The organism is Marinitoga okinawensis, from assembly GCF_055387075.1.
This window is the reverse complement of sequence record NZ_AP042422.1, coordinates 1048029-1066550: the sequence shown is the minus strand read 5'-3', so window position 1 is coordinate 1066550 and position 18522 is coordinate 1048029. Positions and strand designations below refer to the sequence as shown.

The following is an 18522-nucleotide window of genomic DNA, read 5'->3' as shown; positions in this document are numbered from 1 at the left end:
TAATGTATAAAGCGCCTATTATATGTCCAGTTTGTGGTAGTAAAATGCATATTGAAGTATTAAGATGTGATAATTGTAAGTCAAAACTTGAAGGTAATTTTGAAATGAATGAATTTGCTTCTTTGAGTGATGAGAATATAGAATTCTTACGTCTCTATTTATTGAATCGTGGAAACTTATCTAAAGTATCTGAAATATTGAAACTATCATATCCAACAGTTTTAAATAAGTTTAATAAGTTGTTATCTGATCTTGGCTATATTTCGAAAGAATATATTTCAGAAGATGAAAAAAATAAAAATCTTATTATTGAGAAAAAAAAGATTATTAATGATTTAGAAAAAGGGTTAATAAAACCAAAAGAGGCTATAGAAAAATTAAAATTATTAAAGGAGGAAAAATAATGCGGGAAGAATTGATAAGAGTGTTAAATATGGTAAAAGAAGGTACAATAGAAATTGATGAAGCTGCTGAATTAATAGAAGCTTTTTTTGATACAAAGATTGAAGATAATAAAAAATCAAAATCAAAGAAAAAATTAGTTATAAAGGTTGATTCTGCTAAAGGAGATAAAGTAAATGTCAAAATACCTTTGGGATTAATAAAAATAGCAAAAGCAATGATACCATTGGGATTAGCTCAGCAAGGTACAAATATGAGTAAAGAACAAATTGATCAAATTCTAGAAGCTATAGAGAATATTAATTTTGATGAGTTCGAAGGTGAAAATATAGTAGATGTAGATTCAGAAGACGGCGATGTTGTAAAAATATATATAGAATAATATTAAATATTAGATTACCTTAAGTTTTAATTATTCTGAATTTTTTTAAATACTCTTGACTAATAATATTTTTAATGGTATAATAATTTTGGTTTTGCCGAGATGGCGGAATTGGCAGACGCGGTGGACTCAAAATCCACTGAGGGTGAAACCTCGTGTGGGTTCAAGTCCCACTCTCGGCACCATTTTAACCGGCTTTTAGCCGGTTTTTTTATTATATTAAAAATTTGATATAATATTTAATATAAAAATATTGACTATAAAATTTATTTTGGAGGGATAATGATGGCTAAAGTTGCTTTTACTTATGAAATTCCAGAAATTGCTGAAAAAATATTATTAAATGAAGGTTTTGATGTATGGGTAAATAGAGAAGATAGAACATTAACTCACGAAGAAATTATTGAATTAGCAAAGAAAAATGATGCATTGGTTACATTACTAAGTGATAGAATTGATGAAGAAGTTATTAATGCTGGAAAGGACAAATTAAAAGTTATTTCTAATTATGCTGTTGGATACAATAATATAGATGTTGGTGCGGCAAAGGAAGCTGGTATATTTGTTACTAACACACCTGGGGTTTTAAGTGATGCAACTGCTGATTTAGCCTGGGCATTATTATTCGCAGTGGCTAGAAAAATTATAGAAAGTGATAAATTTGTTAGAGAAGGTAAATTCATAGGTTGGAGACCAAAATTATTTTTAGGTTATGATATAAAAGGAAAAACATTAGGTATCATTGGAATGGGCAGAATTGGAAAAGAAATGGCTAAAAGAGCTAAGGGATTTGAAATGAATGTATTATATAACAAGAGAAATAAGTTATCAGAAAGAGAAGAAAAAGAATTAGGAGTAAAATACGCAACTTTAGAAGAATTAGTTAAAATTTCTGATTATATCTCATTACACACGCCGTTAACAGATGAAACATATCATTTACTGGATGAAAAAGAGTTTTCTATGATGAAACCTAATGTCATTATAATAAATACTGCAAGAGGTCCTGTAATAAATGAAAAAGTTCTTATAAAATATTTGAAAGAAGGAAAAATTGCTGGAGCGGGATTAGATGTATATGAGGAAGAACCTAAAGTTCCTCAGGAATTAATTGAATTAGATAATGTTGTTTTAACACCTCATACTGGAAGTGCAACATATGAAACAAGAGATAATATGGCAAAAATGGTTGCAGAAAATGTAATTTCTGCATTGAAAGGGGAAGTACCACCTAACAATGTATATTGATTTAATGGAAGTATATAATAAGTTATATAGTGAATATAATATTCCTGAAGGTTGGTGGCCAGGAGATAACGAATTTGAAATAATGATTGGAGCATTATTAACTCAAAATACAAATTGGAATAATGTGGAAAAATCATTAAAAAATATTAAGAAAAAAAATTTAATGAATCCTGAATCATTATATTATTTATCCATAAATGAATTAGAAGAATTAATAAGACCTTCTGGTTTTTATACTATTAAAGCAAAATATATAAAAAATCTCTTAGAATGGTTTAAAACATATAATTTTTCATTTGATATTATAAATAAAAAAGAAAAAGAAGTATTGAGAAAGGAGTTATTAAATATTAAAGGGATTGGTAAAGAAACGGCAGACTCAATTTTGTTATATGCATTTAATAAATTATCTTTTGTTATTGATGCATATACGAAAAGAATGTTTTCAAGATTAGGATTAAATATTAAAGTTGACTATGATACATATAAAAAATTTTTTGAAGATAATTTACCTAAAGACATTATGTTATATAAAAATTATCATGGGTTGATTGTAGAGCATTCTAAAAATGTATGTAAAAAGAAACCTCTATGTGAAAACTGCAATTTAAAATTCCTATGTAAATATTGATTTTTTATGTAAAATATATTATAATATTATTAATTACTTAAAAATAGAGTTAGGGGGAGTTTTATGAAAAAAAGCAGTTTATATTTTAAATTAGGAATACCAATTGTCTTATTTGTGTTATTATCTTTGATTACTTTTGTGTTTACGAATTATATTACTAAACTTCAAGCAGAAGATGGTTTAGTAATAAACTTAGCAGGAAGACAGAGAATGTTAACACAAAGAATGACTAAAGAAGCATTGGCTTATCATATTTTAAAAGATGAAAAAACAAAACAAAGTCTATTAAATACAATTAAAGTATTTGATACTACTTTGGTTGCATTAAAAAACGGAGGTAAAGCACCGTTTGATTTAGCATGGGAAAAAATGGTAACGCTTCCATCAGCTCCAGAAAAAGTGAAAATACAGCTTGAAAAAGTAAAACAATTATGGGATACTTTTCTTTCAAATATGAATAATTTTATAGAAACAGGAGATGAAAATTCTTTAGATTATATTTTAAAGAATAATATATCTTTATTATCTGAAATGAATAAAGGTGTAACATTATTTCAGGAAGAATCAGAGAAAAAGGTTTCTCTCATGAAAAACCTGCAATTATCTTTTTTTATAATAAGTATTTTGATAGGATTATATGCTTTTTACATATTGAAAAAATCTCTTTCTCCTTTAAAAGATCTTGAAAAAATCGCAGAAGGTGATTTAACAGTTACTTCTAATATAAAATCTAATGATGAAATTGGAACTATAGCTAAAAAAATGTATTATTTAGTAGGCGAAAAATTAAGACCAACATTTGACTTTATTAAACGAAGTATGGAAAGTATTAAAATTTCTTCTGATAATGTTGCAAGTAGTGCTCAAGAGTCAACAGCTATAATTGAAGAATTCAAAGCTTCTTTTGATATAATGGCAGAGGAAGCAAAAGTTATGGAAGCAGAAACAGATAATACTAAAGATGCTATTAATGAAATATCGAGATCTACTGATGAAGTTGCTAATTCTGCTATTGAACTTGCTGATGTTGCAGGAAATTTAGAAAATGCTACAAACAATAGCAAAAGTATAATGAATACATTGGATGATGCTATCAAAAGTGCTTCTAATGAAACATTAAAAACTATCGATGAAATAAAAGAATTAGAAGATTATGCTGGAAAAATTACTGAAGTTATTGAACAGGTATCTAATATAGCTGAACAAACAAATTTGTTAGCTTTAAATGCCGCAATAGAAGCAGCAAGAGCTGGAGAAGCAGGAAAAGGTTTTGCAGTAGTTGCTGATGAGATAAGAAAATTAGCAGAAGAAACAAGAAATGCAACGGATGAGATTTCTAATATTCTTGGTGCTATTAGAACAAATGTTAATAAATCAACTAAACAAATTTTTAATGTTAAGAATACTGTAGAAAAAGTTACTGAACATTCTGTTGTATTAAATGAAGAATTTAATAATATATTAAATCAAGCAAATATTGTATCAGAAAAATCTCAATCGTTGGCAGCATCTGCTGAAGAGCAAAATGCATCTTCTCAAACAATTGCTGAATCCTTTACTAATGTAAATGATTCTTTGAATAGATATTTTGAAACAGTTAGAAATATGAAAGAATCTAGCCAAGAAATTCAAAATATGAGTGATAACCTATCCGAAATTGCAACTGATTTACAAACTAGTGTTGATCTTTTAAACAATGCTTTGTCAGAATTTAAATTTTAATTAAAAATATGGCTCATCGAATTTCCGATGAGCCATATTTTTAATTATTACAATCGTGATCATCACCATGTTTATGAAAATGTTCTTTTACTTCGTACTCCCTATCTTTCAAAATATTTTCTTTTAAAGCATTAATAATTTCTTCTACAGTTCCACTTGCACCTCTTATTACTTGTATTCCTAGTTGTTCAAAAAAGTCAATAGCTCTTCCTCCAATACCTCTTGCAATGAGTAAATCTACACCCTTGCTATGAAGGAAATTTGGTACATCACCAGGTCCGTGCTCTTCAAGAGGGTTTTCTATTACTTCAAGCTCATATTCACCATTGTCTTTAAGATTAACAAAAGCAAAATAAGGGGCATGACCGAAATGCTCACTAATTCTAGAATTTTTTTCTAGATTTTCAATTAATGGAATTGCTATTTTCATTTTCTACACTCCTTTCATATTTTTTTAAAAATGTATTTAGAACTTTTACCCTATTTTTAATATTTTCAGATATTTCTTTTAGATAATCTTTTCCTAATTCTGTAATAAAAAAAACTTTTTTAGGGGGACCTTCATCACTTGCCATAATTTTTGAATAAATAAAACCAAAATTTTCCATTTTTTTTAAATGTCTATAAATAATTGCAGGTTCGTTAATTTCAAACCCCAGTTCTTTTAATTTTGAGATCAACAAGTAACCATGAGTCGGATTATTTTTTAAAAATAATAATAAATATCCACTTAATAAATCAGCACCTTTAAATCTTGGACATTTTTTATTCATGTTTTTCCCTCCAGTATTTATTATACATCAATATTGACAAAATGTCAATAGTTTGTTTTAAGATTAAATATTAATAATTAAATAATATTCCATTTCATAAGTATTATTTGTGTTTTTTATTAATTATTTAGTGATATAATTATAATCTATTAATAATAAGGAGGGGGAATATGAAAACAAAATCATTTATATTATTTTTTATTCTTATTTTTGCTATTTCTACATTCAGTTTTGAAATTTCAGGAAGCTATTTAATGGAGTTATCTGGTTATGAAAGAACATTTTATGGTGGTAGTTTGACATTGGGAGATAAGGATATTTTAGGTTTAGAGGTTGGAGTATTTATACCTCCAGAAACAATTGAAACAGGAAAATTAACTTATCTTCAGCCAACGGCTTTTGTTTTATTTCAACTACCAATTAAAAACTTTAAAGTTTTTGCTGGAATAAGTCCTATATTTCAGTTTTATGAAAATGAATTTTCGCTATATTCTTACACTATGTATTTAACAAAAGTTGGTGCATCTCTATATTTAGGACCCTTAGTATTTACTGCAGGTGCAAATACTATTATTGATCTTTCATTTCAGCAAACATTTGGGATTTATGGGGTATATGGAGAGCTTGGATTAAGATTCTAAAATTGGAGGGGGAGACTATGAAAAAATATGTATATATTTTCTTATTATCAATATTATCAATTCTAATATTATTCTCATGTCAAAAAATAGATCCGTTGTTGGGAAATAGTAATATATCGGGAATTGCAAATTTGAATGATTCCAATAATCATGAAAATATAAAAGTTTCCATAGAAGGTTTAGAAAGTGAAGGCGAAGGATTTAGCCCTATTGATTCTATTTCTGTTATAGGAGATACGATATCAGAAAAAAATGGTAATTTCTTATTAGAAAACATTCCAGCAGGAAATTATATTATCAAAGCGGAAAAAGATGGATATTTTCCTACTAAACAATTTATTGAAGTAACAGATAATTCTGAAATTACATTAGACAATACATTAGTATTATATCCTTTGGGTGATTATGGAACACTAAATGGAAATGTAAAATATATTGATAAATCTGATCATACTGGAATTTTATTAGAAATTAGAACTCCTGAAGGCGAACCATTACCTGGTATGTACACGTTCTCTGATAAAAATGGAGATTATAGTTTTGATTTTGTACCAATTGGAAATTATGTAGTTTATGCACATGATCCTTCAAAAAATTCTGTATATTCCGCAGACGCTGCACCAGTATTAATAGAAAATTCTAAAAATATAATAGTACCTGATCTTATATTGAGAAAAGCTGCAGAACATGTTGTGATTTTTAGGGATGTATCTGCTTGGGGTGCAACTGAAGCCATACCAAATATTTTAGAAGATATAGGATTCACAATCGGTTCTGGTATTCATCAATATGAAATAATGAGTTCTACAGATATAAATAATTTAAATAGTTTTGATTCATCATGGGCAATAATTATTGAAGGAGACCAAACAACTGATTTCTATGATATTTATAAAACAAATTCAAGTAAATTTGACACTTTTGTTGAAAATGGGGGAACATTGTTTTGGATTGCATGTGATAACGGTTGGACCGGAGGAGATTTTACTGGGACTTTACCAGGAAATGTAACCTGGAGAGATTATTATGATAGTTATAATGATATGGTTAATGAAACACATCCATTGTTAGAAGGATTTCCATTTGAAAGGGCTTTAGAAGGAAATTATGCAAGTCATGGTGGTTTTGATAATTTAGATAGTGCAGATATAGATAATTTAGTAGTATTTATTAAAGAAAAATCATCAACTGAAAAATATCCTACATATATTGAATACAGATACGGAGATGGAAGAGTTGTTGCTTCAACATCACCACTCGAATTCTATGTTGAAAATGGTTATAATGATAGTGATTGGTATATCTTATTATTAAGAAGATCGATAGAATATGTATTTAATTTACCTCTTAGTTCTATTAATGTAGTTTCTCAAGAACCTGTTGAATAATATAATAATTATAAACTCAGCCATTAAAATTGGCTGAGTTTTTTTATTAAAAAATGATATAATAATATAGTAATATAGTAATATAAAAATTTAAAGTGAGGGAATTTTATGAAAATAAACTTATCAAATAGCAGTTTAGAAGTTTCAAGAATAGTTCAAGGTATGATGCGTTTAAATTCTTGGGGATATACAGAAAAAGAAGTAACTGATTTTATACAGAAAGCTATAGATATAGGTGTTACTACATTTGATCATGCAGATATTTATGGTAATGGTGTATGCGAAGAAATATTTGGAAACGTACTTAGAAAAAATCCAAGTATAAGAAATAAAATACAATTAATTACAAAATGTGGAATTATACGGAAAAATGAAAATTTAAATATCCGAGTTAAACATTATAATACAAGCAAAAAACATATATTAAAATCAGTTGAAAATTCATTGCGAAAGCTTCATACAAATTATATAGATTTATTGCTAATACATAGGCCGGATCCATTTATGAATCCAGAAGAAATTGCTGAAGCTTTTTATGAATTACATAAATCAGGTAAAGTTTTAAATTTTGGAGTTTCTAATTTCACAATTCAACAATTTAAAACATTGCAGGAATATACAAATCTTCCATTGATAACTAACCAAATAGAAATATCTCCATATAATTTAGAACATTTTGAAAATGAAAATATTTATTTCTTATTACAGAAAAAAATAAATCCCATGGCATGGTCACCATTAGCTGGAGGAAGAATATTCAATCCTTCTGAGGAAAACGGGCAAAGAATTTTAAAAGCACTAAAAGAAGTAGCAAAGGATTTTAATGTGGAATCTTTAGATAAAATCGTATATGCATGGTTATTAAATCATCCTGTAGGAATTATCCCTATTTCTGGTAGTGGGAAAATTGAAAGATTAAAAAATGCTGTTGAAGCTATAGATATAAAAATGAATAGAAAACAATGGTTCATGATTTATGAAGCAGCACTTGGTCATAAAGTTCCTTGATATCGATTAATAAATTTTAAAATATTGGAGGGGTAAATATGATTTTTACATTGACAATGAATCCAAGTCTTGATAGATATATCTATATTGATCAATTAATTCCAGATGACACAAATAGAGCAAAAAAATTGGTTGATTATCCAGCAGGTAAAGGAATAGATGTTTCAAGAGTAATTAAAGAACTAGGAGGAGTATCAGTTGCTGTAGCATTACTTGGAGGTTATAATGGCCGGAAAATAGAAGAAATGCTTGATGAAGAAGGGGTTATATATTCTTCTGTTAGAATTGAACATGAAACTCGTATGAATATTATTTTAGAAGAAAAAACACAATATAGGATGAGTATGCCTGGTGCATCTGTGAAAAGAGAAAAGCTACAAAAAGTTTTTGACATCTTGCATTCTCTTGTAAGAGAAGGAGATACAATTGTAATTTCTGGTAGTTTGCCGAAGGGCGTTGACCCAGATTATTACACTGGATTGATTTTTTCATTAAAACAATGGGGAGCAACAGTATTTTTTGATGCAGATGGAAAAAACTTGAAAGCAGGACTAGAGGCAGAACCATATTGTATAAAACCAAATACACATGAATTATCAAGACTATTAGATAAATATATTGATGAAAAAGATAAATATTTAATATCTAAATATGCTAAAGAAACATTAGAAAAATATAAATTAAGTGAAATTTTAGTATCAATGGGGAAATATGGTAGCGTTTATGCAAATTGGGATGAAGCTTATTATGCATATCCTATTAAATTAGAGGTAAGAAGTGCTGTGGGTGCTGGAGATTCATTTTTAGCTGGATATGTAATGAAATATGAAGAAGATAAATTAGAAGCTTTTAGACTTGCAAATGCAGCTGGCAATGCTGTAGTATTAACTCCTGGTACAGAATTATGTAAAAAAGAAGATGTTTTAGAATTATTACCTAAAATTAAAATTGAAAAGCTTTAGTAAGGGGGTTGTATAATGGGTTATGTAAAATATAATATTGGTGATAAGGTTGACTTTGAAATTGTAGAAACAAATGGTGAAATTATTAAAAGTAAAGATTTAAAAGGGAAGTGGATTGTATTATATTTTTATCCAAAAGATAATACTCCTGGTTGTACAACTGAAGCAAAAGATTTTACATCTTTAATTGATGAATTTCATAAACTAAATGCAGAAATAATAGGAGTTAGTCCTGATAGCGTTGATAAGCATAAAAAATTTATTTCTAAACATAATTTAAAAGTAAAGTTAGGTTCAGATGAAAATAAAGAATTATTAGAAAAATTTGGTGTATGGCAATTAAAAAAGAATTTTGGCAGAGAATATTATGGAGTTGTAAGAACAACTGTATTAATAGATCCAGAAGGAAAAATAGCGCACGTTTGGGAAAAAGTGAAAGTAAAAGATCATGCAAAAAATGTATTAGAAAAAATAAAAGAATTACAAAAATAATGGAGGTAGATTAATGTCGAATGTATGTAATGTTTTTGGAAAATGCGGTGGTTGCACTTATTTAAATATTAATTATAATGTTCAATTAAAAGAAAAAACAGAAAATATTCTTAAAATATTAGAGGTTAGCCAAATAGAAATAAAGAATTATGAAGGTGTATTAAGCTCACCAGAAATTTATCATTATAGAAACAAAATGGAATATTCTTTTGGAAATGAAATGAAAAATGGACCATTAACTATAGGATTAAGAGGTAGAGGAAAGTTTTATGACGTATATTCTGCAAAAACATGTAAAATTGCACCAAAAGATTTTGGGAAAATAATCGAATTTTCAGAAAAATTTTTTAAAGATTTACCCTTTAGAAATTATAGAAAACATACTGGTTATTTAAGGCATCTTGTTATGAGAAAAGGATTTAAAACAAATGAAATATTACTAAATATATCCACTTCATCAGAAGATTATCATTCTCATATCGAAAAATGGGCAAATGAAGTTTTAAAATTAGAATTAGAAGGAAAAATAGTAAGTATATATCATACAATAACAGATGCAAAATCCACAGTAGTTAAAGCAGATGAATTAAAAAAATTATATGGTAAAGATTATTTTGAAGAAGAAATATTAGGAATTAAATTTAAAGTAGGTCCATTCTCATTTTTACAAACAAACACATTAGGATCTGAAGTATTATATTCTAAGGTTTTAGATTATATTGATGACAATGCCAAAACTGGATTTGACTTATATTGCGGTGCTGGCACTATAACATTATTAATGGCTAAAAAACTAGAAAAAGTAATTGGAGTTGAAATAGTAAAAGAAGCTGTTGAAGCAGCAAAAGAAAATGCTAAAGATAATAATGCAAATAATGTTGAATTTTATTTAGGAGATGCAAAAGATATTGTAAAGCAATTAGATGAGAAATTAGACACAATAGTTGTTGATCCTCCAAGAGCAGGATTACATAAGAATGTTATTAATTTTATTATGGATAATCAATTTGACAATGTAGTATATGTGTCTTGTAATCCATCTAATTTTGCAAGAGACATGATTTATTTAAAAGACATGTATGAAATCGAAAAGTTTGTTTTTGTTGATATGTTTCCACATACTAAACATCTTGAATCTGTAGCGAAATTAAAGAGAAAATAATTTAAACTCCATCTATTAAATGGTATTTACTTAATCATATAATCATATATGATATAATAAAAATAATATTTGAAAGTGGTGAAAATATATGTTTCCATTGAGAGATATTAATCCAAGTAGTAAAAGGCCTGTAGTAACTATAATTCTCATAATCATAAATGTTATAGTATTTATTTTTGAAATGATTTTACCTCCACATTTAAGAGAATCTTTTATACAATATTATGGGTTTATGCCTTCAGAATTAACAAAAGCATTTGCATATGGCGATATTGGATATATTATTTTAAACATATTTACAATATTTACTAGTATGTTTTTACATGGAAGCTTTATGCATATTTTAGGAAATATGTGGTCTCTTTGGTTATTTGGTGATAATGTAGAAGACAAATTTGGGCATTTTAAATTCTTACTAATATACTTTTCAAGTGGATTTATAGCCTCTTTTACACATTATATTTTTCATTTAAATTCGCCTATTGTTACTATTGGTGCATCTGGAGCAATTGCTGGTGTAATTGGAATCTATTTTGTTCTGTTTCCATTGGCTAAAATTCAAACATTGTTTTTACTGATATGGATTCCAATATTTGTGAATATTCCTTCATTTATATTTATTGGAATATGGTTTTTATCTCAAATATTTAATGGAATATTATCATTAGTAGGACCTTATTATGGTGCAGGAGTAGCATGGTGGGCTCATATAGGTGGATTTTTATTTGGGGCATATATTGCTAAAAAATATAAAGAGAAAAATTATTATACCTACTATTATTAAAAAAATAGCTTCCGTTTTGGAAGTTATTTTTTTATATGAACTAAATAATTAATATTTATGATATAATAATTCTATATGCTAATTAAAGGAGTGGCGTTGTGGATATATCATTATTAGATAAAGTAATATTATTTCCTTTAATTTTTCTTGCTGGATTTGTTGATTCTATAGCCGGTGGAGGAGGATTAATTTCCCTTCCTGCATATTTATTTATAGGTTTACCCAGTCATAATGCATTAGCTACAAATAAATTATCATCTTCTATAGGTACAACAATAAGTACTTTAAGATTTGCGAAAGGTAAAGCTATAATTTTTGAAATTGGAATATTTTCAGTAATATTTTCCTTTACTGGATCTTTTTTGGGAGCAAAGATAGCATTATTTTTATCGGATAATGTTTTAAAAATTGTTTTAGCAATATTAATTCCCATAGCTGCAGTTATTATTATGTTCAGAAAACCTATAAAAAAGGAAAATAAAAAATATAACTTATCTCATATAAAAACAATAATATTATCTAGTTTAATAGGGCTAATTATTGGTATGTATGATGGTTTCTTTGGCCCAGGTACTGGAACATTTTTAATCGTTTTATATGTTTCTATTTTATCTTTAGATCATGTTAAAGCTTCGGGAACAGCAAAAATTGTTAATTTGGCTTCTAATATTAGCGCATTATTAACTTTTATTATAGGTGGAAAGGTTGTTTTTTCAATAGGACTTCCTGCGGCATTATTTGGCATAGCTGGTAATTGGATAGGTTCTGGATTAGCTTTGAAAAATGGTGAAAAAATAATTAAACCAATAATGATTATTGTTCTTTCTTTATTATTCATTAAAATATTATCAAATATTATATTTTAGTATGGAATATCCAAATTTAATTATAAATTTAAAAAAAATAAGAGATAATACTATTAAAGTAATTAAAAAATGTAAGGAAAATGGAATTGAAGTTGCAATAGTAACTAAAGCTTTTGCTGGTGATAAGAAAATTGTGAAAAGCATTATAGATAGTGGAGCTAAATTAATAGCCGATTCTAGAATAATTAATTTAAAAGAATTTAGTTCTTTTAATGTTAAAAAGATGCTTATTAGAATACCAGCAAAGAGTGAAATAGAAGATGTTATTAAATATTCTGATATATCCTTAGTTTCGGAATTAGATACAATAAGAAAATTGAATTATTATGCAAAATTATCTGGAAAAATATATGAAGTGTTTTTAATGATTGATTTAGGGGATTTGAGAGAAGGTATTTTCTTTGAAAATTATGCTGACATATATGACACCGTAAAAAATGTTATTAAATTAAAAAATATTAAACTAAAAGGATTAGGAACAAATTTTTCATGTTTTGGTGGAGTGTTGCCATCAGAAGAAAAGTATAATATATTAATAAATATAAAAGATAGGCTAGAGAAGGATTTAAACATAAAAATAAAAGAAATTTCCGGAGGAAGTTCTGGAACATTATCGTTAATAGATAAAATAAATATTCCAAAAGAGATAAATAATTTAAGATGTGGTGCATCAATAGCCTTAGGAATAGGTCTTGATGATATGCCGTTTGAATATTTACATCAAAACACATGCGAATTTGCTGTTGAATTAGTTGAAATAAAAAAGAAGATTTTAAATAATAAAATAAAAAAAATCGGAGTATGTATTATTAATACTCCGGGAATGAAAAAAGAATATTTTATACCAACAGATAAAAGAATGAAGATAATTGATATAAATAATGATTATATAATTCTTGATTTAACTGAATCAGAAAAAAAACATAATTTAAATGATGAAATTTTTTTTAATCTTTCATACGGAGGATTACTTCTTTCAATGAATTCTCCCTATGTAAAAAAAGTTTATTTGAATAATTAAATATATTTAGCAGCCATTGTTATATAAGTCATAGCTAATAAACCTTCAAAAACAACATTATAATCATCATGAACTAATTTTACTTTTCTTCCATCTATTCTTTCTACTAATGGCATTGATTCCACCATATCTGCTCTTAGAGTGTCAGAAAATTCTACAATCATTTCAATTGGCTTTTCAAAAGTAAATAGTGTAAAGTCTTCTTTTTTGTAATTAAGCATTACTTGAGTAGCGTTTTCAATTTCCTCTAATAATTTTTTCATAGGTTTAAATTTAGCTGAGAATCTACCTATAGATTCTTTGGTTGATACATAAACTAAATTATTAAAATATCCATTTAATTGTTTTTCTAATTTATCATCACCAACTACCATTGCAAGCGGAACATTAAATAAACCACCAAAAGCAGCATTTATTAAAGTTTCATTCATATATTTTCCGTTTATCCAGATATTATGTATAGAAGAACTTGAATAGGTATGATCCATTGTTGAATATAATTCTCCAACACCAGAATGGTAACCAAAAAATATCATTCTATCAAAAGATTCATCTATTCCTGACATCATATAATATTTTCTAATACCTCCACTTATTAATTCAACGTTTGGAAATTCTTTAGATATTTCCCAGAGAATATTATCTCCCATAGCATGAGAATCGGAAATAACAATCTCATGTTCTTTTAAAGGTTTTAATAAAGCCTTTAGTTGTTCCATAGCATAATACTGTTTAAAATCTTTACCTTTAGTAACATCACTCCATTGAGTAACTCCAGCTAACCCCTCAAAATCAAAAGATATGTAAATTTTCACTCTATCTCCTCCCTGTTTATTTCTAATTAAATTATACAACATATAATCAAATTAGTAAAATAAAAATTGAAAATTTGTATCTATAAATAATTGATCACTACTTTATATTATATAAACAAATAAATAAAAGATTAATATTTTTGTTGACTGAATATGTAAATTTCAATATAATAAGAATAATTAGCTTAGCAAATTTTTTGGGAGGGATAATATGTTATATATTTTAGTATTTTTAGCTGGACTATTCAGTGGATTTATTAATGTTATAGCTGGAGGAGGATCATTAATAACATTACCAGTATTAAATTTATTAGGATTACCTATTGATGTAGCAAATGGTACAAATAGAATAGGGATAATTTTTCAAAATATTACAGCGACTACTAAATTTAGAAAAAATGATGTTTTAGATTTAAAAAGAGCTATATTTTTAGCAATACCAGCTACCTTTGGTGCATTGGTTGGTGCAAATATTGTTGTTAATATAGATAAAGCATTATTAAAAAGTATTGTTGGATTTATATTAATTATAATGAGTATATTTTTAGTTAAAAGGCCTGATTTATGGACAAAAGAAAGAAAAGTAAAAAGGAACAATATTATAAGTTTTGTGGTATTCTTTTTAATTGGTATATATGGTGGGTTTATACAAGCAGGTGTAGGATTCTTTTTAATGTCAGCATTAGTATTATTAGAAGGATATGATTTAGTAAAAACAAATGCGATAAAAGTATTTTTAGTTTTAGTATATACATTATTTGCATTCATAGTATTTGCAGTAAATGATCAGGTTAATTATATAGCCGGTTTTGTATTGGCATTAGGAAGTATTTCTGGGGGATATTTGGGAAGTACCTTTTCAATTAAAAAAGGTTCCAAATGGATACAAAGAGTATTATTTATTGTACTGATCATTATAGGTATTTATTATATTTATAATGCTCTTACAAAATAATAGATAAATAATTAGGGACTTGTTTAAGAATATATATTATTTTTTAATTAAAAGACTGGCTGTATCTAACAGCCAGTCTTTTAAATTTTTTATTATCGATTTAAATTTATGGTTATATTTATATTTTCACTATTTACAGTTACAGTTGTAGAATAATCTGAAATTAATGAACCAAAATTAATGTCATTATCATTATCTGGTAAAGTAATATCTTTATACACATTGATATCATATTCTCCATTACTGTGTTTTCCTAAATAAAATTCACCATCTTTATTGGATAAAGTCACTCTTAAAATTGTTGATTCATCTGTAGCTATAGGTGTTGAAGATAATGTAATTACAGCTTTGCTAACAGGGGAATCATTATTTAAATGATCAAAAATCTTTCCTTGTATAGTAAATAGATCAGCTGCATTCTTTCTTCTAAATGTTGGTTTTAACACAGGTATTAATCTAAAACCAGTTCCTGTACTTTTTAAAGAAGATGCAACATCAAAATCCAATACCAATTCTCCATCGTTGTTTATTTCAATTCCAACATTTGGTATTATTATTTTTCCATTTGCATTTACAGCAACCTTTAAACTTAATCCGTTAACTACAATAGTTGCTTCTGAATTTACATCCATGTGAATAGTTTCTAATTCAGCACCTTCTGGTATTTCAAAATTAAACAAACTTACCTCTGTTCCAGCCAAGCTTAAAATATCATATTCCTTATTTATCGAAACAGGTGTTGATACGTGACTTTCACCATTAAGATCATAGGTGAAATACATATCTTTAATATAGACAGTTAATGAGGCTACATCACTAATAGGCCTATCAGTTAATAATACGTCTAAAGTCACATTTTGATTATTTTCAGGTGTTTTCGCAGAAAAACACCCTACTAAAGTAAAAGATAAAATTAATAATAAAAGTGATATAAAAAATATTCTTTTTTTATTCATACTTTTCCCTCCTCTTGAGTCGTTTTATTTGGTACATATTTATTATACACTTTAACATAAAAAAAAGCAAGATTTATATTTTTCTGGTATAATAGATTATATAATAGTTAGAGGAGGAGATTAATACGAACGAATTTTTAAATGGAATAATAGTAGCTGTTAATTTAGGAGAAAAAGATTTTGACAAGCAAATTGAAGAATTAAAGTTATTATGTGAAAATATAGGTATTAAAATATTGACTGAAATGTATCAAAATAGGAATCATATAGATAAAAAGTTTTATTTGGGTAAAGGTAAATTTCAAGAAATGTTAGAAATCGTTAAAGCATATAATGCAGATGTAATTGTTTTTAATGATTCTCTTTTTAACTCTCAAAGAAAAACTATTCAAGAACAATTAGGAGAAGAAATTAAAATTATTGATAGGAATGAGGTAATACTTGAAATTTTTAAAAGAAATGCTCGAACAGCAGAATCAAAATTACAAGTTGAATTAGCTACATTAACATATGAATTACCCAAATTAATAGGTTTAGGTAAAGAACTTTCAAGAATAGGCGGAGGTGCAAGAGGTACAGGAACTGGGACAAGAGGATCTGGTGAAACACTTTTAGAATATAAAAGACGTAATATAAAAGATAGAATTAATTATTTAAAAAAGCAGCTTAAATATTTAGAACAAGTTAGAGAAGTTAAAAGTAAAAAAAGAAATGAATCATATATTCCACGAATATCAATATTAGGTTATACAAGTGCAGGAAAATCTACATTATTAAAAGCATTATCTGAAGACGAAAAAATTTTGGTTTCCCAAAAATTATTTTCTACACTTTCTACACTCTCAAGAAAAGTCCATTTCCCCTCAGGATTGTCAGCAATATTTTCTGATACAGTTGGATTTATCAGAAAATTACCTGTAGAATTAGTAGAATCATTTAAATCCACATTAGATGAAATTAATTATGCAGATGTAATAATAGAATTAATAGATAGTAGTGAAGAAAATTTTGAAGATAAGATGCGAGTTGTAAATAACATAATAAGCGATATATTAAAAGAAGATATTCCTAGAATTGTCGTTTTTAATAAAATTGACAAGCTCTCTTTTGAGAAGATACAGCATATAAAAACATTATATCCAAATGCTTTGTTAGTAAGTGCAAAATCCGAAGAAAGTGTTCATGAATTTCTTTTAAAACTAGAAGATAAGTTGTTAGAGTTTAATGTTATAAAGTCAACCAAAGTCTTTATTGAATTCGATAATATGTGGAAGATTGAAAAACTAAAAAATGATATAGGTATTAGGAAACAAAAACAATTAGAAAATGGTTATGAATTTGAAATATTAGCTAAAGAGAATTATTTAAATAAGATCTTGAAAAAAGAAATAAATACTTAAAAAGCTAATCATGTATCTGCATGATTAGCTTTTTTATTTGATAGATTAGCTTTTTTATTTGATAGATTAGATATTATAATTCCAAATAGCAAAATAGAAGAACCAATTATTTGTTTAAATGTAAATGTTTCTTTTAGTAGGATAAAAGATAATGCTGCAGAAAAAATAGGTTGTGATAAAAATAATATTGCAGTTAGATTACTACCTATATTTTTTTGATATTTTAGTTGCAAGAAAATTACTATAATACTTCCAACAATTGCTGTATAGACAATTGTAATTAATGAAATAGGTGTTACATAGATGTTTTTTCTGAAAATAAGAAAAGCAATAAAACTAATAACAGTTACAGTTAAAAATTGAAAACTCAACAAATGTTTTTCATCAACAATTTTACTAAACTTAGTAATTAAAACAATATGTAAAGCAAAACTTATAGCACAAATAAACATTAATAAATCCCCAAAATTAAAACCACTTATTCCGCCAGATAATAGATAAGAACCTATTATGGAAAAAAGAAATCCTACAGATTGATATTTAGTTATTTTTTCCTTTTCTATAATATAAGAAAAAATAGGGATAAAAATAATATATTGTGAAACAATAAAGCCAGATTTCGATGCAGTTGTATATTTAATTCCAACAATCTGAGAAATATATCCTACAGAAAGAACTAATCCTAAAATAATAGAATGAAAGATTTCATTCTTTCTAAATATGAGAAAAGAAAAAAATGTAGCAATTAAAAATCTTAGAAAAATATAGGTTAAAGGATCAACATTTAATAAACCAATTTTCTGTATAGGAAATGTGCTTCCCATTAAAACAGAGGCTAATAAAATATATCCAATAGATTTTTTCATATTATCACCTAGAAAGATATTTTTATATATTATAGCATAAAAATTATG

21 protein-coding genes and 1 tRNA gene are annotated in these 18522 nt (G+C 26.7%); 17 read left to right on the top strand and 5 right to left on the bottom strand.

Annotation, left to right across the window (positions count from 1 at the left end; translation table 11 throughout):
- Window positions 1-2: 2 nt before the first annotated feature.
- From ACZ5CK_RS05340 to ACZ5CK_RS05315, 6 genes are all read left to right on the top strand, one after another.
- The gene (locus ACZ5CK_RS05340; protein ID WP_464582875.1) at window positions 3-404 is read left to right on the top strand and encodes a DUF2089 family protein; all 402 of its coding nucleotides are present in this window, start codon (window positions 3-5) and stop codon (window positions 402-404) included.
- Window positions 404-784 carry an SHOCT-like domain-containing protein gene (locus ACZ5CK_RS05335; protein ID WP_464582874.1) on the top strand — a complete coding sequence of 127 codons (381 nt, stop codon included), beginning with the start codon at window positions 404-406 and terminating at the stop codon, window positions 782-784. Before ACZ5CK_RS05340 ends, ACZ5CK_RS05335 begins: the two co-directional genes overlap by 1 nt.
- A 96-nt stretch (window positions 785-880) precedes the next feature.
- Window positions 881-969 (top strand) — tRNA-Leu (locus tag ACZ5CK_RS05330).
- 100 nt (window positions 970-1069) lie between these two features.
- Window positions 1070-2032, top strand: a complete 963-nt coding sequence (locus tag ACZ5CK_RS05325; RefSeq protein WP_464582873.1) for a 2-hydroxyacid dehydrogenase — start codon at window positions 1070-1072, stop codon at window positions 2030-2032.
- The gene (locus tag ACZ5CK_RS05320) at window positions 2022-2663 is read left to right on the top strand and encodes an endonuclease (RefSeq protein WP_464582872.1); all 642 of its coding nucleotides are present in this window, start codon (window positions 2022-2024) and stop codon (window positions 2661-2663) included. The genes ACZ5CK_RS05325 and ACZ5CK_RS05320 overlap by 11 nt, the downstream gene beginning before the upstream one ends.
- 63 nt (window positions 2664-2726) lie before the next feature.
- Window positions 2727-4385: a methyl-accepting chemotaxis protein gene (locus ACZ5CK_RS05315; RefSeq protein WP_464582871.1), complete on the top strand. Its 1659-nt coding sequence runs from the start codon at window positions 2727-2729 to the stop codon at window positions 4383-4385.
- 40 nt (window positions 4386-4425) lie between these two features.
- Here the strand turns inward: ACZ5CK_RS05315 and ACZ5CK_RS05310 are convergent, their stop codons facing one another.
- Window positions 4426-4815 carry a NifB/NifX family molybdenum-iron cluster-binding protein gene (locus tag ACZ5CK_RS05310; protein ID WP_464582870.1) on the bottom strand — a complete coding sequence of 130 codons (390 nt, stop codon included), beginning with the start codon at window positions 4813-4815 and terminating at the stop codon, window positions 4426-4428.
- Window positions 4790-5158, bottom strand: coding sequence for a PadR family transcriptional regulator (locus tag ACZ5CK_RS05305; protein WP_464582869.1), 369 nt, complete (start codon window positions 5156-5158; stop codon window positions 4790-4792). The genes ACZ5CK_RS05310 and ACZ5CK_RS05305 overlap by 26 nt, the downstream gene beginning before the upstream one ends.
- A 170-nt stretch (window positions 5159-5328) precedes the next feature.
- Between ACZ5CK_RS05305 and ACZ5CK_RS05300 the strand changes: the two genes are divergently transcribed.
- The 9 genes from ACZ5CK_RS05300 (at window position 5329) to ACZ5CK_RS05260 (ending at window position 13482) form a co-directional block, all read left to right on the top strand.
- Window positions 5329-5799 carry a hypothetical protein gene (locus ACZ5CK_RS05300; RefSeq protein ID WP_464582868.1) on the top strand — a complete coding sequence of 157 codons (471 nt, stop codon included), beginning with the start codon at window positions 5329-5331 and terminating at the stop codon, window positions 5797-5799.
- A 17-nt stretch (window positions 5800-5816) separates the two neighbouring features.
- Window positions 5817-7187, top strand: coding sequence for a carboxypeptidase-like regulatory domain-containing protein (locus ACZ5CK_RS05295; RefSeq protein WP_464582867.1), 1371 nt, complete (start codon window positions 5817-5819; stop codon window positions 7185-7187).
- 108 nt (window positions 7188-7295) lie between these two features.
- A complete protein-coding gene (locus ACZ5CK_RS05290; RefSeq protein ID WP_464582866.1) occupies window positions 7296-8195 on the top strand; it encodes an aldo/keto reductase in 900 nt (299 codons plus the stop codon).
- Window positions 8196-8233: 38 nt separating this feature from the next.
- Window positions 8234-9157 carry a 1-phosphofructokinase family hexose kinase gene (locus tag ACZ5CK_RS05285; RefSeq protein WP_464582865.1) on the top strand — a complete coding sequence of 308 codons (924 nt, stop codon included), beginning with the start codon at window positions 8234-8236 and terminating at the stop codon, window positions 9155-9157.
- A gap of 15 nt (window positions 9158-9172) precedes the next feature.
- Entirely contained in the window at window positions 9173-9649 is a 477-nt protein-coding gene (locus ACZ5CK_RS05280; RefSeq protein ID WP_464582864.1) for a peroxiredoxin, read from the top strand.
- A gap of 13 nt (window positions 9650-9662) precedes the next feature.
- Window positions 9663-10811 (top strand): 23S rRNA (uracil(1939)-C(5))-methyltransferase RlmD, encoded by a 1149-nt coding sequence (rlmD, locus tag ACZ5CK_RS05275; RefSeq protein WP_464582863.1) that lies wholly within the window; start codon window positions 9663-9665, stop codon window positions 10809-10811.
- Between the two features lie 88 nt (window positions 10812-10899).
- The gene (locus tag ACZ5CK_RS05270; protein ID WP_464582862.1) at window positions 10900-11595 is read left to right on the top strand and encodes a rhomboid family intramembrane serine protease; all 696 of its coding nucleotides are present in this window, start codon (window positions 10900-10902) and stop codon (window positions 11593-11595) included.
- A 98-nt stretch (window positions 11596-11693) separates the two neighbouring features.
- Complete coding sequence (locus ACZ5CK_RS05265; protein WP_464582861.1) at window positions 11694-12461, top strand: TSUP family transporter; 768 nt, start codon at window positions 11694-11696, stop codon at window positions 12459-12461.
- A 1-nt stretch (window position 12462) separates the two neighbouring features.
- Complete coding sequence (locus ACZ5CK_RS05260) at window positions 12463-13482, top strand: alanine racemase (RefSeq protein WP_464582860.1); 1020 nt, start codon at window positions 12463-12465, stop codon at window positions 13480-13482.
- On the opposite strand, the gene ACZ5CK_RS05255 is transcribed toward ACZ5CK_RS05260, so the two are convergent.
- Window positions 13479-14297, bottom strand: coding sequence for a M55 family metallopeptidase (locus ACZ5CK_RS05255; protein WP_464582859.1), 819 nt, complete (start codon window positions 14295-14297; stop codon window positions 13479-13481). The genes ACZ5CK_RS05260 and ACZ5CK_RS05255 overlap by 4 nt on opposite strands.
- A 211-nt stretch (window positions 14298-14508) precedes the next feature.
- Here ACZ5CK_RS05255 and ACZ5CK_RS05250 point away from each other — a divergent pair, with 211 nt between their 5' ends.
- On the top strand, window positions 14509-15252 hold the full coding sequence (locus ACZ5CK_RS05250) for a sulfite exporter TauE/SafE family protein (protein ID WP_464582858.1): 744 nt from the start codon (window positions 14509-14511) through the stop codon (window positions 15250-15252).
- Between the two features lie 92 nt (window positions 15253-15344).
- Here the strand turns inward: ACZ5CK_RS05250 and ACZ5CK_RS05245 are convergent, their stop codons facing one another.
- Window positions 15345-16208, bottom strand: coding sequence for a DUF4382 domain-containing protein (locus ACZ5CK_RS05245; protein ID WP_464582857.1), 864 nt, complete (start codon window positions 16206-16208; stop codon window positions 15345-15347).
- 119 nt (window positions 16209-16327) lie between these two features.
- On the opposite strand from ACZ5CK_RS05245, the gene hflX reads away from it, so the two are divergent.
- Window positions 16328-17608, top strand: coding sequence for a GTPase HflX (hflX, locus tag ACZ5CK_RS05240; protein WP_464582957.1), 1281 nt, complete (start codon window positions 16328-16330; stop codon window positions 17606-17608).
- An 8-nt stretch (window positions 17609-17616) separates the two neighbouring features.
- Here the strand turns inward: hflX and ACZ5CK_RS05235 are convergent, their stop codons facing one another.
- Window positions 17617-18474 carry a DMT family transporter gene (locus ACZ5CK_RS05235; RefSeq protein ID WP_464582856.1) on the bottom strand — a complete coding sequence of 286 codons (858 nt, stop codon included), beginning with the start codon at window positions 18472-18474 and terminating at the stop codon, window positions 17617-17619.
- Window positions 18475-18522: the final 48 nt, after the last annotated feature.